31 protein-coding genes are annotated in these 20512 nt (G+C 43.6%); all 31 read right to left on the bottom strand.

The window, feature by feature from the left end; all coding sequences use genetic code 11:
* Positions 1–3: 3 nt before the first annotated feature.
* The gene (accB, locus tag WC676_07470; GenBank protein ID MFA5060448.1) at positions 4–465 is read right to left on the bottom strand and encodes an acetyl-CoA carboxylase biotin carboxyl carrier protein; all 462 of its coding nucleotides are present in this window, start codon (positions 463–465) and stop codon (positions 4–6) included.
* Positions 462–1028 (bottom strand): elongation factor P, encoded by a 567-nt coding sequence (gene efp / locus WC676_07465; protein ID MFA5060447.1) that lies wholly within the window; start codon positions 1026–1028, stop codon positions 462–464. The genes accB and efp overlap by 4 nt, the downstream gene beginning before the upstream one ends.
* Positions 1015–2067 carry a Xaa-Pro peptidase family protein gene (locus tag WC676_07460; protein ID MFA5060446.1) on the bottom strand — a complete coding sequence of 351 codons (1053 nt, stop codon included), beginning with the start codon at positions 2065–2067 and terminating at the stop codon, positions 1015–1017. The genes efp and WC676_07460 overlap by 14 nt, the downstream gene beginning before the upstream one ends.
* Position 2068: 1 nt before the next feature.
* Positions 2069–2506, bottom strand: a complete 438-nt coding sequence (gene aroQ, locus WC676_07455; protein ID MFA5060445.1) for a type II 3-dehydroquinate dehydratase — start codon at positions 2504–2506, stop codon at positions 2069–2071.
* A 28-nt stretch (positions 2507–2534) separates the two neighbouring features.
* Positions 2535–2690, bottom strand: a complete 156-nt coding sequence (locus WC676_07450; GenBank protein MFA5060444.1) for a Trm112 family protein — start codon at positions 2688–2690, stop codon at positions 2535–2537.
* Entirely contained in the window at positions 2687–3112 is a 426-nt protein-coding gene (locus tag WC676_07445; GenBank protein MFA5060443.1) for a DUF1844 domain-containing protein, read from the bottom strand. Before WC676_07445 ends, WC676_07450 begins: the two co-directional genes overlap by 4 nt.
* Before the next feature lie 13 nt (positions 3113–3125).
* The gene (gene amrB / locus WC676_07440; GenBank protein ID MFA5060442.1) at positions 3126–3947 is read right to left on the bottom strand and encodes an AmmeMemoRadiSam system protein B; all 822 of its coding nucleotides are present in this window, start codon (positions 3945–3947) and stop codon (positions 3126–3128) included.
* 94 nt (positions 3948–4041) lie between these two features.
* On the bottom strand, positions 4042–4515 hold the full coding sequence (locus WC676_07435) for a CBS domain-containing protein (GenBank protein MFA5060441.1): 474 nt from the start codon (positions 4513–4515) through the stop codon (positions 4042–4044).
* Positions 4516–5226 carry a hypothetical protein gene (locus WC676_07430; protein MFA5060440.1) on the bottom strand — a complete coding sequence of 237 codons (711 nt, stop codon included), beginning with the start codon at positions 5224–5226 and terminating at the stop codon, positions 4516–4518.
* Positions 5227–5245: 19 nt separating this feature from the next.
* Positions 5246–5917: a glycosyltransferase family 2 protein gene (locus WC676_07425; protein ID MFA5060439.1), complete on the bottom strand. Its 672-nt coding sequence runs from the start codon at positions 5915–5917 to the stop codon at positions 5246–5248.
* On the bottom strand, positions 5914–6774 hold the full coding sequence (locus WC676_07420; GenBank protein ID MFA5060438.1) for a lysophospholipid acyltransferase family protein: 861 nt from the start codon (positions 6772–6774) through the stop codon (positions 5914–5916). Before WC676_07420 ends, WC676_07425 begins: the two co-directional genes overlap by 4 nt.
* The gene (locus WC676_07415; GenBank protein MFA5060437.1) at positions 6774–7862 is read right to left on the bottom strand and encodes a glycosyltransferase; all 1089 of its coding nucleotides are present in this window, start codon (positions 7860–7862) and stop codon (positions 6774–6776) included. The genes WC676_07420 and WC676_07415 overlap by 1 nt, the downstream gene beginning before the upstream one ends.
* A 27-nt stretch (positions 7863–7889) precedes the next feature.
* Positions 7890–8120 carry a lipoyl domain-containing protein gene (locus tag WC676_07410; protein MFA5060436.1) on the bottom strand — a complete coding sequence of 77 codons (231 nt, stop codon included), beginning with the start codon at positions 8118–8120 and terminating at the stop codon, positions 7890–7892.
* Between the two features lie 12 nt (positions 8121–8132).
* Positions 8133–8789, bottom strand: a complete 657-nt coding sequence (gene lipB, locus WC676_07405; protein MFA5060435.1) for a lipoyl(octanoyl) transferase LipB — start codon at positions 8787–8789, stop codon at positions 8133–8135.
* A 78-nt stretch (positions 8790–8867) separates the two neighbouring features.
* Positions 8868–9953: an isocitrate/isopropylmalate dehydrogenase family protein gene (locus WC676_07400; protein ID MFA5060434.1), complete on the bottom strand. Its 1086-nt coding sequence runs from the start codon at positions 9951–9953 to the stop codon at positions 8868–8870.
* Positions 9954–9971: 18 nt separating this feature from the next.
* On the bottom strand, positions 9972–11018 hold the full coding sequence (locus WC676_07395; protein MFA5060433.1) for a type IV pilus twitching motility protein PilT: 1047 nt from the start codon (positions 11016–11018) through the stop codon (positions 9972–9974).
* Between the two features lie 52 nt (positions 11019–11070).
* Positions 11071–12243, bottom strand: coding sequence for a pyridoxal phosphate-dependent aminotransferase (locus tag WC676_07390; GenBank protein MFA5060432.1), 1173 nt, complete (start codon positions 12241–12243; stop codon positions 11071–11073).
* 36 nt (positions 12244–12279) lie between these two features.
* Positions 12280–12903 (bottom strand): 50S ribosomal protein L17, encoded by a 624-nt coding sequence (gene rplQ, locus WC676_07385; GenBank protein MFA5060431.1) that lies wholly within the window; start codon positions 12901–12903, stop codon positions 12280–12282.
* A gap of 6 nt (positions 12904–12909) precedes the next feature.
* On the bottom strand, positions 12910–13902 hold the full coding sequence (locus WC676_07380) for a DNA-directed RNA polymerase subunit alpha (protein MFA5060430.1): 993 nt from the start codon (positions 13900–13902) through the stop codon (positions 12910–12912).
* Between the two features lie 30 nt (positions 13903–13932).
* Positions 13933–14565 (bottom strand): 30S ribosomal protein S4, encoded by a 633-nt coding sequence (rpsD, locus tag WC676_07375; protein MFA5060429.1) that lies wholly within the window; start codon positions 14563–14565, stop codon positions 13933–13935.
* Positions 14566–14587: 22 nt separating this feature from the next.
* Positions 14588–14974, bottom strand: a complete 387-nt coding sequence (gene rpsK / locus WC676_07370; protein ID MFA5060428.1) for a 30S ribosomal protein S11 — start codon at positions 14972–14974, stop codon at positions 14588–14590.
* 25 nt (positions 14975–14999) lie between these two features.
* The gene (rpsM, locus tag WC676_07365) at positions 15000–15383 is read right to left on the bottom strand and encodes a 30S ribosomal protein S13 (GenBank protein ID MFA5060427.1); all 384 of its coding nucleotides are present in this window, start codon (positions 15381–15383) and stop codon (positions 15000–15002) included.
* 3 nt (positions 15384–15386) lie between these two features.
* On the bottom strand, positions 15387–15500 hold the full coding sequence (gene rpmJ / locus WC676_07360; protein ID MFA5060426.1) for a 50S ribosomal protein L36: 114 nt from the start codon (positions 15498–15500) through the stop codon (positions 15387–15389).
* A 1-nt stretch (position 15501) separates the two neighbouring features.
* Complete coding sequence (gene infA / locus WC676_07355; GenBank protein MFA5060425.1) at positions 15502–15720, bottom strand: translation initiation factor IF-1; 219 nt, start codon at positions 15718–15720, stop codon at positions 15502–15504.
* Between the two features lie 4 nt (positions 15721–15724).
* Complete coding sequence (map, locus tag WC676_07350; GenBank protein ID MFA5060424.1) at positions 15725–16483, bottom strand: type I methionyl aminopeptidase; 759 nt, start codon at positions 16481–16483, stop codon at positions 15725–15727.
* Entirely contained in the window at positions 16437–17123 is a 687-nt protein-coding gene (locus WC676_07345) for an adenylate kinase (GenBank protein MFA5060423.1), read from the bottom strand. The genes map and WC676_07345 overlap by 47 nt, the downstream gene beginning before the upstream one ends.
* Positions 17120–18478, bottom strand: a complete 1359-nt coding sequence (gene secY, locus WC676_07340; GenBank protein ID MFA5060422.1) for a preprotein translocase subunit SecY — start codon at positions 18476–18478, stop codon at positions 17120–17122. The genes WC676_07345 and secY overlap by 4 nt, the downstream gene beginning before the upstream one ends.
* A 26-nt stretch (positions 18479–18504) precedes the next feature.
* Positions 18505–18978: a 50S ribosomal protein L15 gene (rplO, locus tag WC676_07335; protein ID MFA5060421.1), complete on the bottom strand. Its 474-nt coding sequence runs from the start codon at positions 18976–18978 to the stop codon at positions 18505–18507.
* Positions 18978–19508 (bottom strand): 30S ribosomal protein S5, encoded by a 531-nt coding sequence (gene rpsE, locus WC676_07330; GenBank protein ID MFA5060420.1) that lies wholly within the window; start codon positions 19506–19508, stop codon positions 18978–18980. Before rpsE ends, rplO begins: the two co-directional genes overlap by 1 nt.
* Before the next feature lie 92 nt (positions 19509–19600).
* A complete protein-coding gene (rplR, locus tag WC676_07325; protein ID MFA5060419.1) occupies positions 19601–19963 on the bottom strand; it encodes a 50S ribosomal protein L18 in 363 nt (120 codons plus the stop codon).
* A 4-nt stretch (positions 19964–19967) separates the two neighbouring features.
* A complete protein-coding gene (rplF, locus tag WC676_07320; GenBank protein ID MFA5060418.1) occupies positions 19968–20507 on the bottom strand; it encodes a 50S ribosomal protein L6 in 540 nt (179 codons plus the stop codon).
* Between the last annotated feature and the right edge of the window lie 5 nt (positions 20508–20512).

The raw sequence follows: 20512 nt of genomic DNA, 5'->3' as shown, positions 1-20512 counted from the left end.
ACGTTAAACCGGCTCGACAACAAACAAGGTTTGGCCGAACTCAACCGGTTCGGCATTTTCAACAGAGACTTCCGTAACTTTTCCGCGAATTTCAGATTTGATTTCGTTCATCAGCTTCATAGCTTCAATAATGCAAACCACTTGGCCTATTTCGACCACCTGGCCTACTTGAACAAAAGGTGCCGCTTCCGGTGATGGAGCACGATAAAATGTTCCGACCATCGGGGATGAAATTTCTTTTAAGTTGCTGGTAATTTTTTGTTCTTGGGCCTGGCGGGATGCGGCAGAAGCGCTAGAAGCGGCAGATTCAACGCGATATTCGGCAGGGGCAAAAACAACCGACTCACCGCCGGCGCCCGAACCTTTCTTGATCTTGATCTTTGTTCCTTCTCGTTCGATTTCTAATTCAGTCAGGCCGTTTTCATTCATGAGATTAATCATCTCTTTAATCTCTTTTAAATTCATTTCTGTACCCTTTCCACATATTGGTCGGTTCTCGTGTCGATCTTTACCCATTCACCAGGATTAATAAAAAGAGGGACTTGAACAGTTGCTCCGGTGGCAATTTTGGCGGGTTTAGTTCCAGCGCGGGAGGAATCTCCTTTAAATCCAGGCTCAGCTTCCGTAATTTGCGCAACAATAAAGTTGGGCAAATGGATTTTCATCAATTTATTGTCACAGTAAACCGCGATCAATTCAAGGTTATCCTGCAAATAATCAATAACTTTTTCCCCTAGAACATCCCGGGAAACAGCAATTTCTTCAAATGTTGTTTGATCCATAAAGTGGAACGTATCGCCGGCGTTGTATTGATATTGAAAACGGCGCTCTTCCATAAAAACATCTTCCAGGCGCTCCGCAGTCCGATAGGTGCGTTCGATCACCAAATCGGTTTTCATTTTCTTCAATTTGACCCGAACAAACGCGCTGCCCTTGCCGGGTTTCACATGGCTATAATCAACAACGAGGTAAAGTTCCCCTTCCACGCGCAGAACAATACCGTTGGTGATCTCATTAATGGATAACATGACTTAAAACCTCACAATCAGATTTTGTGACCAGGACCATATCTTCAATGCGGATACCGAATTTATTGGGAATGTACACGGCTGGTTCGACGGTAAAGATCATATTTTCTTTTATTAAAGAAGAGCTTTTTGACGAAATCGACGGAGCTTCGTGGATCTCTAACCCCACTCCGTGGCCAAGCGAATGACCGAAAAACTCCCCTAACTTATTTCTTGATATATGGTTACGTGCCTCTTGGTCAATTTCACAAGCCTTGAGTCCACAACGAATCTTTTCAATAGCTTTTTGTTGCGCAACTTTAACAATCTCATTGACTTCGTGAATTTGACGAGCCATTCTACCCAAAAAGAACATACGTGTCAAGTCAGATTTATAGCCGTCCAAATCAATTCCCATGTCCACTAAGACCGGTTCATTGTTTCGTATCTTGCGGTCCGTTACCTTGCCATGCGGAAGGCAAGAATTAGGCCCTGAGGCGATGATCGGGTCAAAAGAAAACCCTGCTTGGCGGTCTTTGACAAATCTTTCCAGGCGGCGGAACACCTCCCGCTCGGTCAAACCCGGCTTGACAACCGTTTTAAGGAATTTATGCGCTTGATGATGAAGCGCTAAAGCTTTGCGAATCTTAACGATCTCATCTTTTGTTTTAATTTCGCGCAGATCTTCAACAAGATGGTCGGCCCCTTTTAGCTTTACCTTATTTCCAAAGCTTTGTTTTAGCTTACGAAAGGTAGATAAAGATAAATGCCTTTCATCAAAGCCAAGTGCTTTAACTTTTTGGGAGCGGCTTAGCTGTAAAGTTGTTTCAAAGATCGACTTTTCATAGCGCACGACCGCAACATCTTTTAATCCTTTTTTTGCCTCTAAAATATAACGAAAATCCGTTATATAAAAAACGTTTCTCGGACAAACGAGAAGCCACGACTCGCTAGCAGGAAAACCGGTCAGATACCGGATATTGACGTCTTTGGTCACCAAAAACGCGTCAATCCCCTGTTCTTTAAAAACAGCTGTGAGTTGTTTAAATTTAGAATTCACTTTATTTGATCAGAAGAATGGTTGCCTGAAGGCCCAATAAATAGCTTTGAACCCCAAAACCGCTGACTTGTCCGCAAACAACCGGCGCGATCAAAGACGTATGTCGAAATTCTTCGCGGGCATAAATATTGGAAAGATGGACTTCCACCGCAGGAAGGTCAACTGCGGCGATCGCATCTCGAATAGCAACGCTGGTATGAGTGTACGCCGCCGGATTGATAAGAATAGCGCTGATCTTATTTTTCTTAGCACTGCCGATCTTATCGACGATCTCTCCTTCGTGGTTCGACTGAAAGATCTCTAAAGAAACCTTTTCTTTAGCCGCTATTTTTTTAAGAAGGTTATTGATCGTTTCAAGAGTCGTTGTTCCGTAAACATCCGTTTCGCGTTTTCCTAAAAGCCCCAAATTCGGCCCGTGAATAACTAATATTTTTTTCAATTTTTTCCTCCTGGTCAAACCGCCGCTTTTATTTTTCCGCTTCTTCAATAAGCATAATGGGAATTCCGTTTTTAATAGGATACTTCCGTCCGCATTTAACACAGACGATCTTATTGCCCTGATGTTTAACATCCGATTTGCACGCCGGACAAGCTAATATCGCGAGAAGTTCGGCATCAATCATGATTGCCCTTCCTGCCCTTCTTTTTGAGCGTGTTGAACAAATTTCATCTGTAATTCATAAATAAAACCGTTGAGCGCGTCATTTTCCTGGTCATCAAGATTCCCGGCTGTTTTTTCTTTTAAAATAAGCAGCGTATCAATAATAAATTTTGCCTGGCGAAGATTTTTGTCGATCGTATTGGTCATCGGATTAGGAATTTCACCTAAAAAGATCATCGACTGAAAAGCTAAACTCGTAATGTAAGCCATGAAATTAAATTCCGGCAACTCGGTGGATTCATCATGGCTTGGAACATCTTCGTTATGGATAAGGCCTTCTTCTTTGGGCTTGCTTGAACCCGCGCCAATAATGATGCCTTCTGAATTCTTTTCGTTGGAAATCGCGTCTTTCCAGCTCTCATCAACATGTTTTTCGTCACTCATAAAAAAATCCTTTTTAAATAATTTTTATCCCGGCATAACCTACCACCGAACGGTAATCACCGGTTGCATTTCCGCTCGTTTGATATTTCACCAAACATCCCCTGTTGGCTTTTAATTCCTTCGCTATTTCCATCATGATAATTGCAGGAACAACACCGCACATCGAAATGTTAAATTCTTCGGTACGTTTTAAAAGCTCTCTGGAGTCTAAGTTAACGATCGCTTCAATAGCGCAATGGTCTTTTTTTTGCGCCGACTCTTGCGGTTCATAATGCGTCATATCCGAACTGGCAATGATAGATACGCGGTCACGAAGCCTTAGCGCATCCAATGCGGCTATGATATCTCTGGCAATAGCTTGGCAGACATCCAAAGATGCCTGCGCCAGAATGATCGGAACGATACCGACCTCTTTCTTAACAAATTGCAAGAAAGGTAAAATGACCTCGACGGAATGTTCCGACTGGTGAGCCAGCGTATCACTTTTCAAAAAACGCGAACACTCTACTATCTTTTTAGCAAGATCGGCTTGGATCTCAACATCACCCATCGGCATTTGCCAATGCCCTTCGGTAAAAACGCTAAGGGCTTCGCCTAACCCCGTATGATTCGGGCCCAAAATGATCAGAATATCTTTAAATTCGCTGCTAAAAACCGTTTCGGCAGCGACCAGCCCCGAATATTCATATCCCGCATGCGGCAATAAAAGACCGGTAACTCTATTTTTAGGGATCGCCTGCGCGCCACTTTCTTTTAAGAAAGAACGTAATTTCTTTTCTAATTCTTCTTTCTTGCCGGGGTAAAAATAGCCGGCAACGGCAGGCTTTCGGATCATATTTTCAAACGGCTTTAAATTTCAATGTACACGGTCGGTCTAGGATAACACCTCCGAATAACCTTGTCAACCGCCGGGAAATGCCACAAATAAGCTATTTTTCTTTAAGGATCTGGGCCGCAATGCGCAAGATATCAACTTGAGTAATGATCCCGCAAAGAAGGTGATTTCTGTCGACAATAGGAATACATCCATACTTTTTTTCAACCATCAAAAGTAAGGCTTCGGCAATAGAGCTTTCCGGGAAAAGAATAACAGGATCTTTGGTCATCACATGTTTTAAAATAAAACTATCCAGAGATTCTTTATCGTAATACCAGTTGCCCTCTTCATCTTTACGCGGTGATTGGACCCGGTAAAGATCGCGCTGCGTTACAATGCCCACCAGTTTTCCCGCCTTATCAACAACCGGCAAATGGCGGATATGAAATCTGCGAAGTTTTTCTTCAACCAGGCTAAAGGGGTCGTCAACAAAAAGCGTGATGAGTTTAGTCGCCATGACCTCTTTGATCTTAACTTTATTGAGCAATGTCCGAATATAGAAACTTTCGCTATGTTGAAGTTCCATTTATTTCTCCACTTTAAATTCAATGGTAAGCCCGATGGGCAATTCCGGATAATTAAGATTTTGCGGAAGCGGAGGAAAAGGTGTTGCCTCCTGGACACTACGCAAAGAGATCGTTTTCAAATAATCATTAGCATCGGTTTTTTCCTCAACGATCCTTGACTGCTTTAAAGTTCCATCCGGCAAAACGATAAACGCCACATAAATCGACCCTGTATCTAATTTTGTATAGTTTGCGTACGCTCGTTTTTCGATCATGCTTCGAATGATCCCCGTATAGCTTTGATAAGCAGGGCTATTGATCTTTTCCGATTTAACCGGTGGAATGGAAACACTGCGCTTGACCTGTTCATGCGTAATGGCAACGGGCTGCTTAACATCCGTAATGATCCGCTCGGCTAATTTAGAAATATCTTTTAAAAAAGGCGGCGGTTGGAATTTCTTCTCCAGAGTGATTTCGGCGCTTCTCTGTCCGGGATCTTTGATATCCGCTTTTTTCGCTACCTGATCGCGCGTTTCTTTGACATCAGGTTTAACATTGTAATAAGTAACTTCCAGCTTTTTAAGAGGATTACGAAAATAATTCGTGTTCATGTAAGAAAATTGCGCGAGTAACGCAAGGTGGGCCATCACGGACAAGATGCAGGCATATTTGAAAATAACATCGTCTAAACTGCTGTGGCTGTCTTTAAATAGGAAAAATTTCTGAGCCATAACTTGCCCTGTTTATTCTTTACGTACGTTTTGATCTTAGTGTACGCAAAAGATATTTCACGAACCGGATCGTGTCCATCAAGGGATTGATCTTGCTTTTCTCATTGCGATAAATGGTCTTGATGGGCACCGAGTATATTTTAAAGCTTTTTCGGTTTGACTCAATTAAAATTTCTGACTCCGCTTCAAAATCTGACGAGGCCACTTGGACTTCCCGCAAAACAGCCGTACTGATAAATCGAAATCCGCATTGTGTATCTGGCATATCTTGCTTGGCGATCCTTGAAATCACCGCCGACATGATCTTATTTGTTAAAAATCGAATGAGCGGCATTCCTCTGGGGTTGTCCATGCGGCTGCCCAAAATAATACTGCGCGGATGCTGGCTGGCCTTAGCAAGGAACAAATCAATGTCTTCCGGCGCATGCTGTCCGTCGCCGTCCATCGTTAAGACACCGTCAAAATTTTCCTTTAATGCATAAGCAAATCCATCACGCAAAGAAGCGCCTTTGCCTTTTTTATTTTCATGCCTTAGAACAAAAGCTCCTGCCCTTCGGGCGATATCTCCGGTATTATCCGTTGAACCGTCATCAATAACAACAACACTTAAATTCTTCTTTTTTATTTCTTCAACCAAAGGCCCGATCGCCGCGGCCTCATTGTAGGCGGGAATAGTAACGCAGACTTTCATTTGATCCAAAACTCCCTGAACATAAGCCATTGTGTAGGAAATTTCCGCACGACATTTTCAATGATCAAGGTGTACTTTTTCATAATGTCCAGTAACGCAGCATCTTCGTCCAAATGTTCAACCGGAGGAGGAAAAATAGGCTCTTCACAAGTTAGCGTAAAGGTTTCATCAGGATTACGGATAACAAAAGCAGGAATAATGGGAGCGCCGGTTTTAAGGCAAAAAACAGCCGGCCCTTTGGGGATCATCGTTTTTTTCCCGAGAAAATCCAAAGCCACACCGTGCAATCCGAAATCTCTATCGGCCAAAAGCGCCACCAAACGATTCGCCTTTAAATACTCAAGGCATTTACGAATGGCAATGCTGGTCGGAACAATGACAACGCCTTTAGATTCACGCTGATTATTAAACAGATCGTTGACGGGGCGCTCTTTATGCGGCAAGGCAATAGCCGCCAAAGGATAACCCAAGGTTGTGAGCACCACTCCGCCTAATTCCCAGTTGCCGATATGGGCCGTTAAGATAATCCCGCCCTTGCCTTTTTTAAGAACATCGTCGATATAATGACGATTCACCAATTTGACATTGTTCTCAATATATTTTTTGTCCATATTCTTAGCCATGCGAAAAAAGTCGGCTAAATATTTTCCAAAATTTCTAAAAACTTCCCTGGCTAAAAAGGGAATGTTCTTGGCGTCAGGCACAATGCATTTGAGATTACTCTGAACGGCATGACGATCACGAATGGACAGATAATACTGCATCGTGGAAACGAAGCTGGTTATTGAGTAGGCGACCGGAAGTGGCAAACGATTGACTAAGAATTGCCCCAATTTATAAAGATAGAATTTAAACATTATGACAATATAAGTTTGGCGATGTCCATGGATGAATGCGGCCGGCTATGTTCTTTGGCCGCCTGCCGCATCGATTCTAACCGATGAGGCGCTCTTAAAAGCGATTCGATCTCTAAGGATATTTGATCAGCTTTATCAACACGAATAGCAACACCATTTTTAATCAGAAATGTTGTATTGTGAACTTCCTGGCCCGGAATAGGATTAATGATAACCATCGGAAGATGTTTCGCTAAAGCCTCGGTCGTGGTGATCCCGCCGGGCTTAGTGACCACGAGCGATGCGACCGTCATTAATTCATCAATATTGTTAACAAATTCAAAAACCAAGAACTTCTTTTGGCTTCGTGATTGTATTTTACGCAACCATTTAATAAGCCTTTTATTTGTTCCGGCAACGACCATAAGCTGCAACGATTCCTCAGAAGCCAGCAAAGATTTTACGATTGTCCGAATAGGGCCTAAACCCTGCCCTCCTCCCATCACCAAAACAGCCGGAATATTTAAATCCAGCCCAAGCTTTTCAGCAATTTTATTCTTCTCTAAGCTTTCACTAAACTTTTGATCAACAGGAATTCCGAAGACTTTAATTTTATGCTCATCAACACCTTGCTGCACATAACGTTCTTTGGCGTCCATTGATGGAACAATATAGTAATCAACGCCTTCATTGATCCAATAGGCATGCGGCGCATAATCGGTTAAAACACCGATGATCGTAATGCTTAGATTATACGTCTTTTTATAGTCGGCAACCATCCCGCAAGGAAAAGCTTGCGTGCAAACAACCGTATCAGGCGAAAAATCACGAAACAATCGGTCCAGCTTCGCGTGATTCGCCTTATGAATAGCCTCTTTGATCTTTTGGGTTTTCTTAACAACTTTGGGATTATCATAAAGATAGTCCCAAATTTTAGGTGTGCGCTTAATAACGCTTAGGTAAGCTTTGTTGATGATTTTCTCAATAATCGGATAGGCATAGCCAAAGCCGTTAATGTTAACGATCTCGCAATCAGGGGCAAGAGTACGGACGGATTTCTCAATGGCAAGCGTCGCCTGATGATGTCCGGAGACCTCCGAAATATACATTAAGAGAATTCTGCGAGGCATGAGAGATTATTGGATCAATGCAAGCACATCGCCGATACTGGCTTCGCTTCCTTCTTTTAATAGAATTTTATGAATAACTCCGCTAGCAGGCGCATCAATAGCGAAAGATGCTTTATCCGTCACAAGTTCAACAAGGTCATCACCGCTTTTGACGTGGTCGCCGGATTTACACAGCCAGGAGGCAATCGTTACTTTTTTGATCTCCTCACCAAGATCAGGTACTTTAACTTCTGTCAATTTTGTTCCTTTTTAGGCAAATTTTAGCTCGAAATGACGCGCGAAAGACTTCAGCAACTTCGTTTTTGCGTCTTTCAAATCAACCGAAGCTCCTAATAGCGCTTGGAGAGAAATCATTTCCACATCTAAGCCACAGGGGCGAACCATTTTAAAGAAGTTTAAGTCGGTATTAACATTGATCCCAATACCGTGGTAAGAAACCCATTTTTTAACACCGATACCAATGGAGGCGATCTTTCGATTCCCCACCCAGGCACCGGTTTTTCCCTCAACGCTACTAGCCACTATATCAAAATGTTGCAGGAAATCAATGGCAACTTGCTCTAATTTCCGTATATAAGCTTTAAGATCTTTTCCAAGAACATTGAGATCAAAAATTGGATAAGCTACAATTTGGCCCGGACCGTGAAAGGTGACCTCTCCGCCGCGGTCAATACGCAAGACTTTAATTCCTTTCTTCTGAATAGATTCCTGAGATAAAAGAAAATGTTCGTCTTTGGCCAATTTTCCCAAGGTGAACACGGGGTCATGCTCGCAAAAAAATAGTTTATGCCCTCTTGTCTTAATAACATCATTCCATGCCTCTTGTTGGATTCGATAGGCTTCCTCGTAAGAAATTAGCCCTAGATCTTTATATTGACAGAGATGTTTTGCGTAAATATTATTCATGGAATTATCCAGAAGCATAAAAGCAAAACGACATATCGCTATGTCGTCTTTTATATCGTGTGTTTAAGCAAGAGCTTCTTAAGAACGCAATTCTTTGCAAATCGCGTCAGCCATTTCAGAAGTTCCAACCGATGATGAATCATTGCGATCAGGCTTTAGGTCATAGGTAACAAATTTGCCTGCTTTGATAACAGCGCGAACAGCCGCCTCCAACCGCTGGGCTGCTTCTTTCTCTTTAATATGCTCCAGCATTAAAACCCCGGAAAGAATAGTTGCCGTCGGATTAACTTTATTTTTCCCGGCATATTTCGGAGCCGAGCCATGGACCGGTTCAAACAAAGCAATGGAATCTCCGATATTAGCTCCCGGAGCAATTCCCAAACCGCCAATAAGCCCCGCGCATAGGTCGGAGACAATATCGCCATAAAGATTTGGTAAAACTAAAACATCGAAAAAGTTAGCCCGCTGAACAAGTTGCATACACATATTGTCGACAATAACATCTTCAAATTCGATTTTTCCTTTGTACTCTTCGGCAACTTCCCTGGCTATTCTTAAGAATAATCCGTCGGAAAACTTCATGATATTAGCTTTATGAACCGCTGTCACCTTCCGGCGATTGTGCGTAACCGCATAATCAAATGCATATTTTATAATACGCCGCGACGCAGAAACAGAAATAGGTTTTATGGAAATGGCCGCGTCATCATTGATTTTCCGAGAAGAAAGCGCATTGATCTCTTTAATAAGATGTAAGGCCTCTTTACTTTTTAAGTCAAATTCAATTCCGGCATAAAGGTCTTCGGTGTTCTCTCTAACAATGACCAGGTCAATATTTTTGACAATGGATTTGGCGCCTTCAAAATATTTTGCCGGACGAACACAGGCGAACAGATCCAACGCTTGGCGCAGTTGAACATTAACTGATCGAAAACCTTTACCGACAGGCGTAGCAATGGGGCCTTTAATAGCAACTTTATTTTTTCGAACCGAGGCGAGGGTTTGTTCCGGTAACGGCGTTCCAAATTCTTTAATAGCAGATTCACCCGAGGGCTGTTCGTCCCAATTTATTTTAACGCCCGTCGCGTCAATGCATTTCTTCATTGCAAAAGCCACTTCGGGGCCAATGCCATCACCGGGAATAAGCGTTACATTGTAAGACATAAACGAAGCCTTTAAAAATTATAGTTGACGAAACTCTTCGGGATTTTTTGTTTTGCTCAAAGCAACTTCATAATTGATCACGCCGGATTGATAAAGCTCTTTGAGAGATTTATCCATCGATTTCATGCCGTATTGGCCGCCAGTTTGAATAGCCGTTGGGATCTGCTCAATAGCTTGTTCACGAATGAGATTACGAATTCCCGGCGTAACGGTCATGATCTCGGTCGCCAAAACCCGTCCGTGTCCGCTGGCACGCGGTAAAAGAAGCTGTGAAACAACACCCTGAAGACAGTCGGAAAGCTGCAGCTTGACTTGCTGTTGTTGATGCGGAGGAAAAACATCAATGATACGCTGAACCGTCTGGGGAGCGTCAGGCGTGTGCAAAGTTGCTAGAACCAAATGGCCTGTTTCCGCTGCCGTTAAAGCTGTTCCGATGGTTTCCAAATCTCTCATTTCTCCGACGACAATAACATCGGGGTCTTGACGCAAACAACGTTTTAGCGCCTCGGAGAACGAATGCGTATCGCTATGTACTTCGCGTTGTTTAATAATACACTTCTTATTGTAATGAATATACTCGATAGGATCTTCGATACAGATGATCAAAGAAGAGCGCTCATTATTGATCAGATCGATCATGGATGCCAGGGTTGTCGTTTTTCCCATACCTGTCGGCCCCGTGACCAGTACAAGCCCATTGGGTTTGCGGGCAAAATCCGGAACAACCGAAGGGAGTCCCAATTCATCAATATTGGGAATAAAAAGCGGGATACGGCGAAACGCCACTTCAACGGAACTACGTTGAATATGAATATTGGCACGAAAACGATCCAAGCCGGGAAGCGCTAGAGAAAAATCTAGCTCCAGCTCTTTTTCAAATTTTTCTTTTTGATAGTCCGAAAGCATGCTGTAGACCATCTTTTTGATTTCATCGCGCGACAACGGAGCGGCCTTGTAGAGAACTAAATTACCGTCAATGCGCAAAACCGGAGGGGTATTTTCAGTAAGATGTAAATCGGACGCTTTTTTCTGGACCGTCAAAAGCAATAAATCTCTTAATTCCATATCTATTCCCTCCCGTTGCTGTTAGATCGCCGAAGTGAATTTTCAGAATAAATTATTTCCGGGGTAATGCTTTCACCCAGTTTTCGATGCGCTTGATACCTTCCGTGATCCGCTCGCTGGATGTCGCAAAGCTTAAACGGACATATTCATCAGCGCCAAATCCATCGCCGGGAATGATCGCCACGCTGACTTCATCTAAAATGCGTTTAGCGACCGTAACAGAATCCATTCCCAGTTTTTCAATATTGCAAAAAACATAAAAAGCGCCCTGAGGAACGGTAAAGCTTATTTCCGGAATATTTCTCAAACATGACACCATCAAGTCGCGGCGTTTTTTAAACTCTTGACGCATGGCAGCAATGCTTTCTTCGGAGGCCTGAAGGGCTGCTAAGGCCGCCATTTGACTGATCGACGAAGGATTGGACGTGCTGTGGTCTTGGAAGCGATTTACATAACCAATGATCTCTTTGGACGCCGCGCAATATCCAATGCGCCAGCCGGTCATAGAGTAAGCCTTCGAAACACCGTTAACAGTCGCGGTTAGATCATAGATCTCTTTTCCCAACGACGCAATCGAAATATATGGCTTATCTTCATAAGTGAGTTTTTCATAGATCTCATCGCTAATTACAAAAATATTCTTAGACACGCAAATATCGGCAATTTCCTGCAACTCAGCTTTTGAATAGATCATCCCCGTCGGATTAGACGGAGAATTAAGGATCAAAACTTTCGTTTTTGAAGAAACGGCTTCTTTAAGCTGAGAAGCGGTTATTTTAAAATCATTCTCTTGCGTTGTTTTGACAAATTTAGAGACCCCTCCGGCGAGCTTAACCATTTCCGGATAGCTGACCCAGTAAGGCGATGGAATAATAACTTCTTCCCCGTCATCAACAACGACTTGGATCAGATCATAAATGCAGTGTTTTGCTCCGCAAGAAACAACGATCTGCGAAGACGGATACTCAAGCTGATTATCTTTCTTGAATTTCTTTGAAATGGCTTCACGTAATTCGATGGTACCGATGCTAGGGGTGTATTTGGTAAAACCTTTTTGGATGGCTTCAATAGCGGATTTCTTGATGAAATCGGGCGTGTCAAAATCAGGTTCCCCTGCGGCAAAGTTAACGATATCTTTACCTTGGGCCTTAAGCTCCTTGGCTCTGGCTGTGATAGCCAAAGTTGAAGAACCAACGATCGTTTTGATCCTTTGGTTTACTTTCATACGGTAAACCGAAGTCCTTTTTATCCAAGTGAATGTTTAGCCGGACGGCTTTTTATTAAAGATCTTCTTTATGCCACCCATGATCTTTTTTCCGGCCGGGGGCTTTAATTTATTCTTGTCCGGCGTTTCATGGTCGCGATGTTCATGCGAAGCTGCTTCCTGTTTTGGATGCTGCTCGGCAGTTTTTTCTTTTTTTGATTCTATCGTCGCAGCGCCTGAAGTTTCTTTTTTTGCCGCGCCGGTCTCTTTGGCTTCAGATTTCGCCTTCGTGGTCGTAACCGGTTTTGCCTTCACAATAATTTCTTTTTCAGTCAACTCTAAGAAAACGCGAAAAGCATTATCACCGCGTCTTGGCTTGCCTAAAGGAATGATGCGCGTATAACCGCCCATGCGATTGTTAAAACGCGGAGCGATCTTGTTAAAAAGGTCGCTGACCATCGTATGGTCACAGAGAATAGAAAAGGCTTTTCGTTTCGCCGAAAGCGTTTTTCGCTTTCCCAACGTAATTAAACGTTCTATTAATTTTCTGGCTTCTTTAGCCTTGGCCTTCGTTGTGCAGATTCGTTGCGCCACAAAAATTGCCCTTGCTAAATCACGCATCGTTGCCTTACGCAGCGTCGAGTCTCGACCTAATCTATTTCCTGCAAATTTGTGTCTCATCTTATTTTATTCTTTCTTTCTTAATTTCTTCGCGTCAATTTTCATTCCCAATCCTAAACCCATGACCTTCAACAATTCATCGATCTCGGTTAAAGACTTCTTACCGAAATTACGGAAACCTAATAATTCAGGCTCGGATTTTTTGACCAAATCAGCAATGGTTTTAATATTGGCTTCTTTTAAACAATTTGAGCTTCTGACCGACAATTCCAATTCCGAGATCGGAAGGCGTAGCTTTTCGTACAATGCCTTTTCTTCGGCTGTGATTTCTTCTTCTTCCTCTTCTTCTTCCGGAAGCTGTCCGTAATTAACAAAAACATCCAAGTGGCGTTGCATGATATTGGCCCCGTACAATAAGGCCTCTTTCGGATTCACTCCGCCGTTGGTCCAGATTTCCAAGATGAGCTTATCATAATCGGTGCGCTGCCCCACGCGGGTATTTTCCACAAAAAAGTTGACCTTCACCAGTGGCGTAAAGATAGAATCAACCGCAATGGTTCCCACCGGGGCGTCTTCTTTTTTATTTTGATCCGCCGGAACATAACCTCGCCCGCGAGACACTTCAAGTTCCATATGGAACTTAATATCACGTGTCAATGTCGCGATGTGCAAATTTGGATTTAAAACCTCGACGGTCTCATCACAGATAATATCTTTGGCTGTAATGGGGCCCTTTTTATCGGTTTTAATATAAATGGTCTTCGGTGTTTTTGAGTGTGAGCGCAAAACCAGATTCTTGACGCTTAAGACAATATCCGTCACTGATTCAAGAACGCCGGAAAGAGTCGAAAACTCGTGGGACACACCATCAATGCGGATTGCCGTGACCGCGCTTCCTTCGATCGACGATAATAAAATCCTTCGTAAGGCATTGCCTAAGGTTACACCATAACCTCTTTCAAAAGGCTCGGCAATAAATTTTCCGTAGGTATTATTATAGGTCGATTCATCGCAATCCAATCTCTTTGGCATTTGAAAATCTCGCCATTTAACTCCCATGTCTTCCTCCTAATTGATGGTATAAAGACGTTATCTTGAATAAAGCTCGACGATTAACTGCTCGTTGACCGGGAATAAGATATCTGTTCTTTCCGGGAATCTCAACACTTTGCCTCTGAAATGATCGCGGTCTGCTTGTAGCCAAGCCGGTGTTGCCCGCTCTTTAGAGGTTTCAATATTATCTTGAATTCCTTTGCGGCTTTTGTCTGAAACTTTTATTTCGATCTCATCATTGACCTTAACGGAAAATGAAGGAATATTAACACAACGATTATTCACAAAAACACTGCCATGGCTGACAAGTTGCCTCGCTTCAGTACGCGACGTGGCAAAACCAAGTTGGAATACAACATTATCGAGACGGCGTTCCAAATATTGCAAAAGAAGCGTACCGGTAACACCCTTAGTAGCGGCTGCCTTGCCGAAATAATTTTGGAATTGCTTTTCTAAAACGCCATAAATTCTTTTAACTTTCTGTTTTTCGCGTAATTGAAGCCCGAAGTTCGACATTTTAGACTTTTTGGCACTGGCGCCGTGTTGGCCAGGAGCGTATTCGCGCCGGCTGATCGAACATTTATGGGTATAGCACCGTGCGCCTTTCAAGAAAAGCTTTTCGCCTTCTCGTCGGCACAACTTGCAACTTGGCCCAACTTGTCTTGCCATTTATTTGAATTCCTTTCTCAACTTAAACTCTTCGCTTTTTACGTGGACGGCAACCGTTATGAGGCATCGGCGTAACGTCTTTAATGATCGTCACCGATAATCCGGCCGCTTGCAACGCACGAATAGCTGATTCGCGCCCGGCACCGGGGCCTTTAACAAAAACTTCAACTGTTTCCAATCCCATCTCTTTAGCTCTTTTGGCCGCATCGGAAGCAGCGATCTGAGCAGCAAAAGGCGTTGATTTCTTTGATCCGCTAAAACCAACAAGGCCCGGGCTTGACCAGGAGATCACATTGCCCTGCTTGTCGGTGATCGTTACGATCGTATTATTGAATGTCGCCTGAATGTGGACAAGGCCACTGGTGACGCCCTTTAGATCTTTTCTCTTTGCTTTATCTGATTTTGCCATAAATTGTCCTTAATTTTTCTGTCAATTATGCCTTTTCAGTGGCCTTGGGAATAGAGGCAATCATTCTCCTCTTGCCTTTTCGGGTACGAGCATTGGTCTTGGTTCTTTGTCCGCGTGCCGGCAAACCTTTTTTGTGGCGCATTCCGCGATAAGAACCAATATCAATAAGACGTTTGATATTTTGCGTGATTTCTCGGCGAAGATCCCCTTCCGTGCGATATCCTTTTTGCAGGATCGACGTAATGCGAGAGACTTCTTCTTCGCTTAAGTCTTTGGCGCGCTTATCATAGCTAACTTTAGCTTCGTCTAGAATCTTTCTGCTCATCGCCGGCCCAATACCGTAAATATACGGAAGAGCGGCTTCAATGCGTTTTTCTTTGGGTAAATCAATACCTAAAATTCTTGGCATTTTCTATCCTTGTCTCTGTTTATGTTTTGGATTAGAACAGATCACTCGCAACACATTTCTGCGGCGGATAATCTTACAATTGCTGCAAATTCTTCGAACTGATGATTTGACTTTCATTTTATTTACACCTAAATGTTATTCGTCCTCTGGTTAAATCGTACGGAGAAAGCTCTACCTTTACTTTATCACCGGGTAAGATCCTGATAAAATGCATTCTGATCTTTCCCGAAATATGCGCTAACACGACATGACCGTTATCAAGCTGGACGCGAAACATCGCATTCGGCAACGCTTCTTTGACAACCCCTTCTACTTCTATCAGGTCTTCTTTGGCCATATTTTTACTGCGTTAAAATAACCGGTCCGGATCTCATGATGGCAACGGTATGTTCAAAATGGGCCGATGGTTTTCCATCTTGAGTTACCACGGTCCAGCCATCATCTAATATTTTGGTCCGCCATGTTCCCACATTCACCATTGGCTCAATGGCCAAGACTATTCCTTCTTTAAGGATCGGCCCGGTTTGCGGTAAGCCATAATTTGGAACTTCCGGATCTTCGTGCAATTCCCGTCCGATGCCATGCCCTACAAAATCTCTGACAACCGAGAAATTATTTGATTCAACGTAATCTTGAACCGCAAACGAAATATCCGACAAATGATTCCCAGGCACAGCTTGCTCGATGCCTTCTAAAAGAGCCTGACCGGTGACATCGATAAGGCGCTTAAGCTCAGGATCGATCTTGCCAAATCCAACGGTAAATGCCGTATCGGAAAAATAGTCATCATGAATGATGCCGATATCAATACTGACGATATCGCCTTCTTTAACGACTCGTTTTCCCGGAATTCCGTGCACCACTTCCTGATTGACCGAAACACACGCGCAAGCCGGAAAACCGTGATATCCCTTAAAGGCCGGCTTGACTTTCGCTCGCGCGATCAAGTCTTCGGCCCTTCGGTCGATATCCTTGGTTGTCATTCCTATTTTTAAAGAGCGTTTTAATTCTTCGCTGATTGTTGCTAAAATCTTCCCGGCCTTTTTCAGGCGGTCAATTTCGTCTTTCGACTTTATCTTTATCGATCTTGCCGTCGGCATGGAAAATCTTTATGAGATCATTTTTTAAATGTGCGGCATCCTGATCGCCGTTCACTTTACGCAATCTATTTTGCACTTGGTAATAATCAAAAATCGGCTGTGTATTCTTCAAATAAACTTCCATGCGCGTCTTGATCGTCGCTTCATTATCATCCGGACGCTGATAAAGTTCGCCGCCGCAACTGTCGCAAACGCCTTGTTTTTTGGGAAGCTTATTTTGCATATGATACAAAGCGCCACATTTTCGGCATACCCGACGGCCCGTCAAACGCTGAATGACAACCGGTAAGCTGGCATCCAGATAAAGCGCGTAATCAATCGGCTGGTCGATCTTGGTTAAGATCTTATCTAAGTCTTCAGCCTGCGCTTTGGTGCGCGGAAATCCGTCAAGCATATACCCTTTTTTGACTTGCGGGTCTCGGCTTAACTTATTTTCAATGAGCTTGGTCACAACTTCATCGGGAACGAGCTGGCCCGATTCGACATACTGTTTAATTTCTTTGCCCAGCGAAGTTTGATTCTGCATTTCTTCGCGAAGCATATCGCCGGTTGAAATATGAAGAATTCCAAAAATCTCTTTTAAAAGCTTTGCTTGCGTTCCCTTGCCGGCTCCGGGAGGCCCTAACAGAACAATTCTCATCGCCGCCCCTTGATGTGGCCGGATTTCATAAACCCGTCGTAATGCCGCATCAATAAATGGGATTCAATTTGTTTCATTGTATCTAGCATAACACCGACCATGATCAGAACTCCGGTACCGCCAAAAAATGATGCTACTAAATAAGGAACTTTAAATGCGGCCATGATCCCATCCGGCATAACCGCGATAATACAAATAAACACCGCTCCGGCCAATGTAATTCTCGTCATAACAAAATCTAGAAAATCAGCCGTCGGTGTTCCCGGTCTTACACCCGGAATAAATCCGCCGACTTTTTTCATATTCTCGGCAACATCTACCGGATTAAAAACGATCGCGGTATAAAAATAACAAAAGAACAAAATAAGTAAGCCATAGATCGAATAGTAAAGAACATGTCCGCGCATGATCATGTTCGCCACCGAATGCAACGCTTGATTCGGAATGAAACTGGCAATGGTAGCCGGGAATAAAAGCACCGACTGCGCAAAGATAATGGCGATAACTCCCGACGTATCAACCTTCAAAGGAATATAGGTGCTGTGTCCGCCGTAAACTTTTCGCCCCACCACCCGTCGAGCATATTGAACTGGAATTTTTCGCTGTCCTTGCGTAATAAGCGTTACCGCAATAACAACTCCCACTAAAAAGAAGATCATAATGAGAAGCGTTAACGGCTGGATCTGCCGCATGGAAGCTGTTTTAGGTGATAACAGTAAAATCAAATCGCCCAAAGCTTCCGGAAAACGAGAAATAATACCTGCCGTAATGATAAGCGATATCCCATTTCCAATGCCGCGTTCCTGAATTTGTTCACCTAACCACATTAAAAGCAGTGTTCCCGCTGTTAAGCTAAAAACTGTGATCAGGCGAAATCCAAGCCCGGGGTTATCCACCAACTGAACTCCTTGGGCCAATCCCTGCACCGCCATAGGGCTTTCCAGCCATAAGGCAATGAAATAAGATTGCACCAAAGACAGGATCAACGTCCCATAGCGCGTATACTGATTGATCTTCTGATGTCCGGCGTGGCCCTCTTTGGCGATCTTTTCTAAAGCAGGAATAACCGCCGTCAAAAGCTGCATAATAATGGAGCTTGAGATATACGGCATAATCCCCAAGGAAAAAAGCGTCATCTTGGAGAGAGCGCCTCCGGAAAACATATTGATCATGCCAAAGATCGTCCCGCCGGCCGTGGAGCTTAATGTCTTAAAAAACTCCGCTAACGCTGCCGCGTTGATGCCGGGGGTAGGAATGTAACAACCAACTCTATAAACAGCAATAATCCCTAAGGTAAATAAGATCTTTACGCGTAATTCGGGAATTTTAAAACAATTGGCAAAAGCTTTAAGCATCGATATCGTTTTATTCTCTTAAACGTTTATTTTTTGATTTCTGCTTGGGCTTTTTGCTCACTAACAATTTCAGCTTTGCCGCCGGCCTTGACGATCTTTTCTTGCGCGCTTTTTGAAAAGGCATCAGCACGAACCGTCAAAGGTTTTTTTAGATCTCCGTCCCCTAAAACCTTAAACGGTTCTGATGTTTTGCTGATCAGCCCATGTGATTTTAGAAAATCGGCATCGATGACACTATTTTCCTTAAAGCGAGTTAAACTCTCAAGATTAACGATCTGATACAGCGTTGGATTCTTGCTGTTAAATCCAACTTTAGGAAGCCGCTTAATCAAAGGCATTTGTCCGCCTTCGTGCCCTAAGATCGGCCCGCGCCCTGAACGAACACGCTGCCCTTTTTGGCCTTTGCAAGACGTTTTTCCGTGACCGGAGCCTTGCCCGCGTCCGACGATCTTGCGGCGCTTGCGTGAACCAACGGGAGATCTTAATTCATGGATTTGCATTATACTTTTCCTTTCGGTTCTTCAACCGCTAAGGGCTGCGCTTCAGGAAAAGCTTTTAAACGGCTTAACCCATCGATCGTTGCTTTAATAACATTAATGGGATTGTTAGATCTATGACATTTCGTTAAAATATTTCTTATGCCGGCGGCATCGCAAATAGCGCGAACCGGGCCAGCCGCGATAACTCCAGTACCTTCGGAGGCTGGTTTTAATAAAACGGTTGCCGCACCGCATCGGCCGATAATTTCATGAGCAATGGTGGAACCGCGCATAGGGACCTTAAACATACTTTTTTTGGCACCGATCAAAGATTTCTTGATCGCCGTCGCAACTTCACCCGCTTTATCCAAGTTGTAGCCTACACGGCCTTTCCCATCACCAAGGACCACTAAAGCACTAAAGGACATTTTTTTTCCGCCCTTGGTTACTTTGGTCACGCGGTTAATGGCAACAACCTTTTCAATAAATTCTGAAGGAACTGTTTCGCGAGGACGAAATGTTTTTCTTTTCTTCTCCCGGCGCGAAGCCATAGGGTCAGCGGCCGCAACATCCTGCACAGGAGCCACTGGTTGTTCCGGTTCCGGCTTTTTATTCTCAGTATTTTCGTTTGATACGTTTTCCATTAGAACTCCAACCCACCTTTTCTTGCCGCGTCAGCAAACGCTTTAATACGTCCGTGATACATATACCCGCCGCGGTCAAAGCTGATTTTTTTAATTCCTTTTTCTAGAGCCTTTACGGCAAATGCTTCGCCTAGTACAACAGCCGCTTGAACATTACCTCCGCTTTTAGCTTTGCTGCGAACATTTTTATCCAGCGTTGACAAAGCGAAAATGATCTTTCCGGCAATATCGTCAATGGCCTGCGCCTGCAAGTTGTTGAGGCTTCGGTGAACACAGACTCTCGGCCTTTGGGATGTTCCGCTGACCTTTTGGCGAATTCTTTTGTGGCGATAAAATCTTTTAACTTCTCTCTGATTAACCATAGAATTATTTTGTAACTTTCTTACCTTGTTTTCTGCGGACAGCTTCGCCCGAATAACGAATACCCTTACCCTTGTAAGGTTCCGGCGGTTTGATCTCACGAATTTTGGCCGCCACTTCGCCGACTAGCGCTTTATCAATTCCTTCAATTTCAATTTCAGTTGGTTTTGGTGTTTTAACAATAACACCGGCCGGAACGTTATAATCAACCGGATGGCTAAAGCCGAGGTTCAATGAAAGTTTTTGCCCTTGGGCTTGCGCGCGAAAACCAACGCCCTGAATTTCTAAATTTCTTTTGTATCCTTGCGTAACGCCTAAGACCATATTGGCCAAATGCGAACGAACGGTTCCGTGATGGGCCTTGATCTGCTTTTCGTCGTTGCTACGATGAACGAAAAGCTTGTCTTCCTTTTGTTCTACAGAAATTCCGGATGGGATCGACAAGGTTAGCTTTCCCTTCGGCCCTTCAACAAGCGCCTGGGCATTGTTAACCGAGATCTTGGCTCCCTTTGGAATACTAACCGCTATTTTTCCTAATCGTGACATAGTTT

Source organism: Candidatus Omnitrophota bacterium (assembly GCA_041649175.1).
Classification (GTDB): Bacteria; Omnitrophota; Gorgyraeia; order Zapsychrales; family JBAZNR01; genus JBAZNR01.
This window is presented reverse-complemented; position numbering and strand designations above follow the sequence as displayed.

What these genes read in the sequence shown, in the direction of transcription:
- WC676_07420 (MFA5060438.1), bottom strand. Translation starts at nt 6,774, where the DNA reads ATGTTTAAATTCTATCTTTATAAATTGGGGCAATTCTTAGTCAATCGT.
- WC676_07380 (MFA5060430.1), bottom strand. Translation starts at nt 13,902, where the DNA reads ATGGGAGTTAAATGGCGAGATTTTCAAATGCCAAAGAGATTGGATTGC.
- rpsM (MFA5060427.1), bottom strand. Translation starts at nt 15,383, where the DNA reads ATGCCAAGAATTTTAGGTATTGATTTACCCAAAGAAAAACGCATTGAA.
- rpmJ (MFA5060426.1), bottom strand. Translation starts at nt 15,500, where the DNA reads ATGAAAGTCAAATCATCAGTTCGAAGAATTTGCAGCAATTGTAAGATT.
- rplR (MFA5060419.1), bottom strand. Translation starts at nt 19,963, where the DNA reads ATGGTTAATCAGAGAGAAGTTAAAAGATTTTATCGCCACAAAAGAATT.
- WC676_07400 (MFA5060434.1), bottom strand. Translation starts at nt 9,953, where the DNA reads ATGTCTTACAATGTAACGCTTATTCCCGGTGATGGCATTGGCCCCGAA.
- WC676_07395 (MFA5060433.1), bottom strand. Translation starts at nt 11,018, where the DNA reads ATGGAATTAAGAGATTTATTGCTTTTGACGGTCCAGAAAAAAGCGTCC.
- WC676_07430 (MFA5060440.1), bottom strand. Translation starts at nt 5,226, where the DNA reads ATGGCTCAGAAATTTTTCCTATTTAAAGACAGCCACAGCAGTTTAGAC.
- accB (MFA5060448.1), bottom strand. Translation starts at nt 465, where the DNA reads ATGAATTTAAAAGAGATTAAAGAGATGATTAATCTCATGAATGAAAAC.
- WC676_07415 (MFA5060437.1), bottom strand. Translation starts at nt 7,862, where the DNA reads ATGTATATTTCGGAGGTCTCCGGACATCATCAGGCGACGCTTGCCATT.
- WC676_07390 (MFA5060432.1), bottom strand. Translation starts at nt 12,243, where the DNA reads ATGAAAGTAAACCAAAGGATCAAAACGATCGTTGGTTCTTCAACTTTG.
- WC676_07425 (MFA5060439.1), bottom strand. Translation starts at nt 5,917, where the DNA reads ATGAAAGTCTGCGTTACTATTCCCGCCTACAATGAGGCCGCGGCGATC.
- rplO (MFA5060421.1), bottom strand. Translation starts at nt 18,978, where the DNA reads ATGCAAATCCATGAATTAAGATCTCCCGTTGGTTCACGCAAGCGCCGC.
- efp (MFA5060447.1), bottom strand. Translation starts at nt 1,028, where the DNA reads ATGTTATCCATTAATGAGATCACCAACGGTATTGTTCTGCGCGTGGAA.
- rpsE (MFA5060420.1), bottom strand. Translation starts at nt 19,508, where the DNA reads ATGGCTTCGCGCCGGGAGAAGAAAAGAAAAACATTTCGTCCTCGCGAA.
- secY (MFA5060422.1), bottom strand. Translation starts at nt 18,478, where the DNA reads ATGCTTAAAGCTTTTGCCAATTGTTTTAAAATTCCCGAATTACGCGTA.
- WC676_07345 (MFA5060423.1), bottom strand. Translation starts at nt 17,123, where the DNA reads ATGAGAATTGTTCTGTTAGGGCCTCCCGGAGCCGGCAAGGGAACGCAA.
- amrB (MFA5060442.1), bottom strand. Translation starts at nt 3,947, where the DNA reads ATGATCCGAAAGCCTGCCGTTGCCGGCTATTTTTACCCCGGCAAGAAA.
- map (MFA5060424.1), bottom strand. Translation starts at nt 16,483, where the DNA reads ATGCCGACGGCAAGATCGATAAAGATAAAGTCGAAAGACGAAATTGAC.
- infA (MFA5060425.1), bottom strand. Translation starts at nt 15,720, where the DNA reads ATGGCCAAAGAAGACCTGATAGAAGTAGAAGGGGTTGTCAAAGAAGCG.
- rplF (MFA5060418.1), bottom strand. Translation starts at nt 20,507, where the DNA reads ATGTCACGATTAGGAAAAATAGCGGTTAGTATTCCAAAGGGAGCCAAG.
- rpsK (MFA5060428.1), bottom strand. Translation starts at nt 14,974, where the DNA reads ATGGCAAAATCAGATAAAGCAAAGAGAAAAGATCTAAAGGGCGTCACC.
- rpsD (MFA5060429.1), bottom strand. Translation starts at nt 14,565, where the DNA reads ATGGCAAGACAAGTTGGGCCAAGTTGCAAGTTGTGCCGACGAGAAGGC.
- rplQ (MFA5060431.1), bottom strand. Translation starts at nt 12,903, where the DNA reads ATGAGACACAAATTTGCAGGAAATAGATTAGGTCGAGACTCGACGCTG.
- WC676_07435 (MFA5060441.1), bottom strand. Translation starts at nt 4,515, where the DNA reads ATGGAACTTCAACATAGCGAAAGTTTCTATATTCGGACATTGCTCAAT.
- WC676_07445 (MFA5060443.1), bottom strand. Translation starts at nt 3,112, where the DNA reads ATGAGTGACGAAAAACATGTTGATGAGAGCTGGAAAGACGCGATTTCC.
- WC676_07450 (MFA5060444.1), bottom strand. Translation starts at nt 2,690, where the DNA reads ATGATTGATGCCGAACTTCTCGCGATATTAGCTTGTCCGGCGTGCAAA.
- lipB (MFA5060435.1), bottom strand. Translation starts at nt 8,789, where the DNA reads ATGAATAATATTTACGCAAAACATCTCTGTCAATATAAAGATCTAGGG.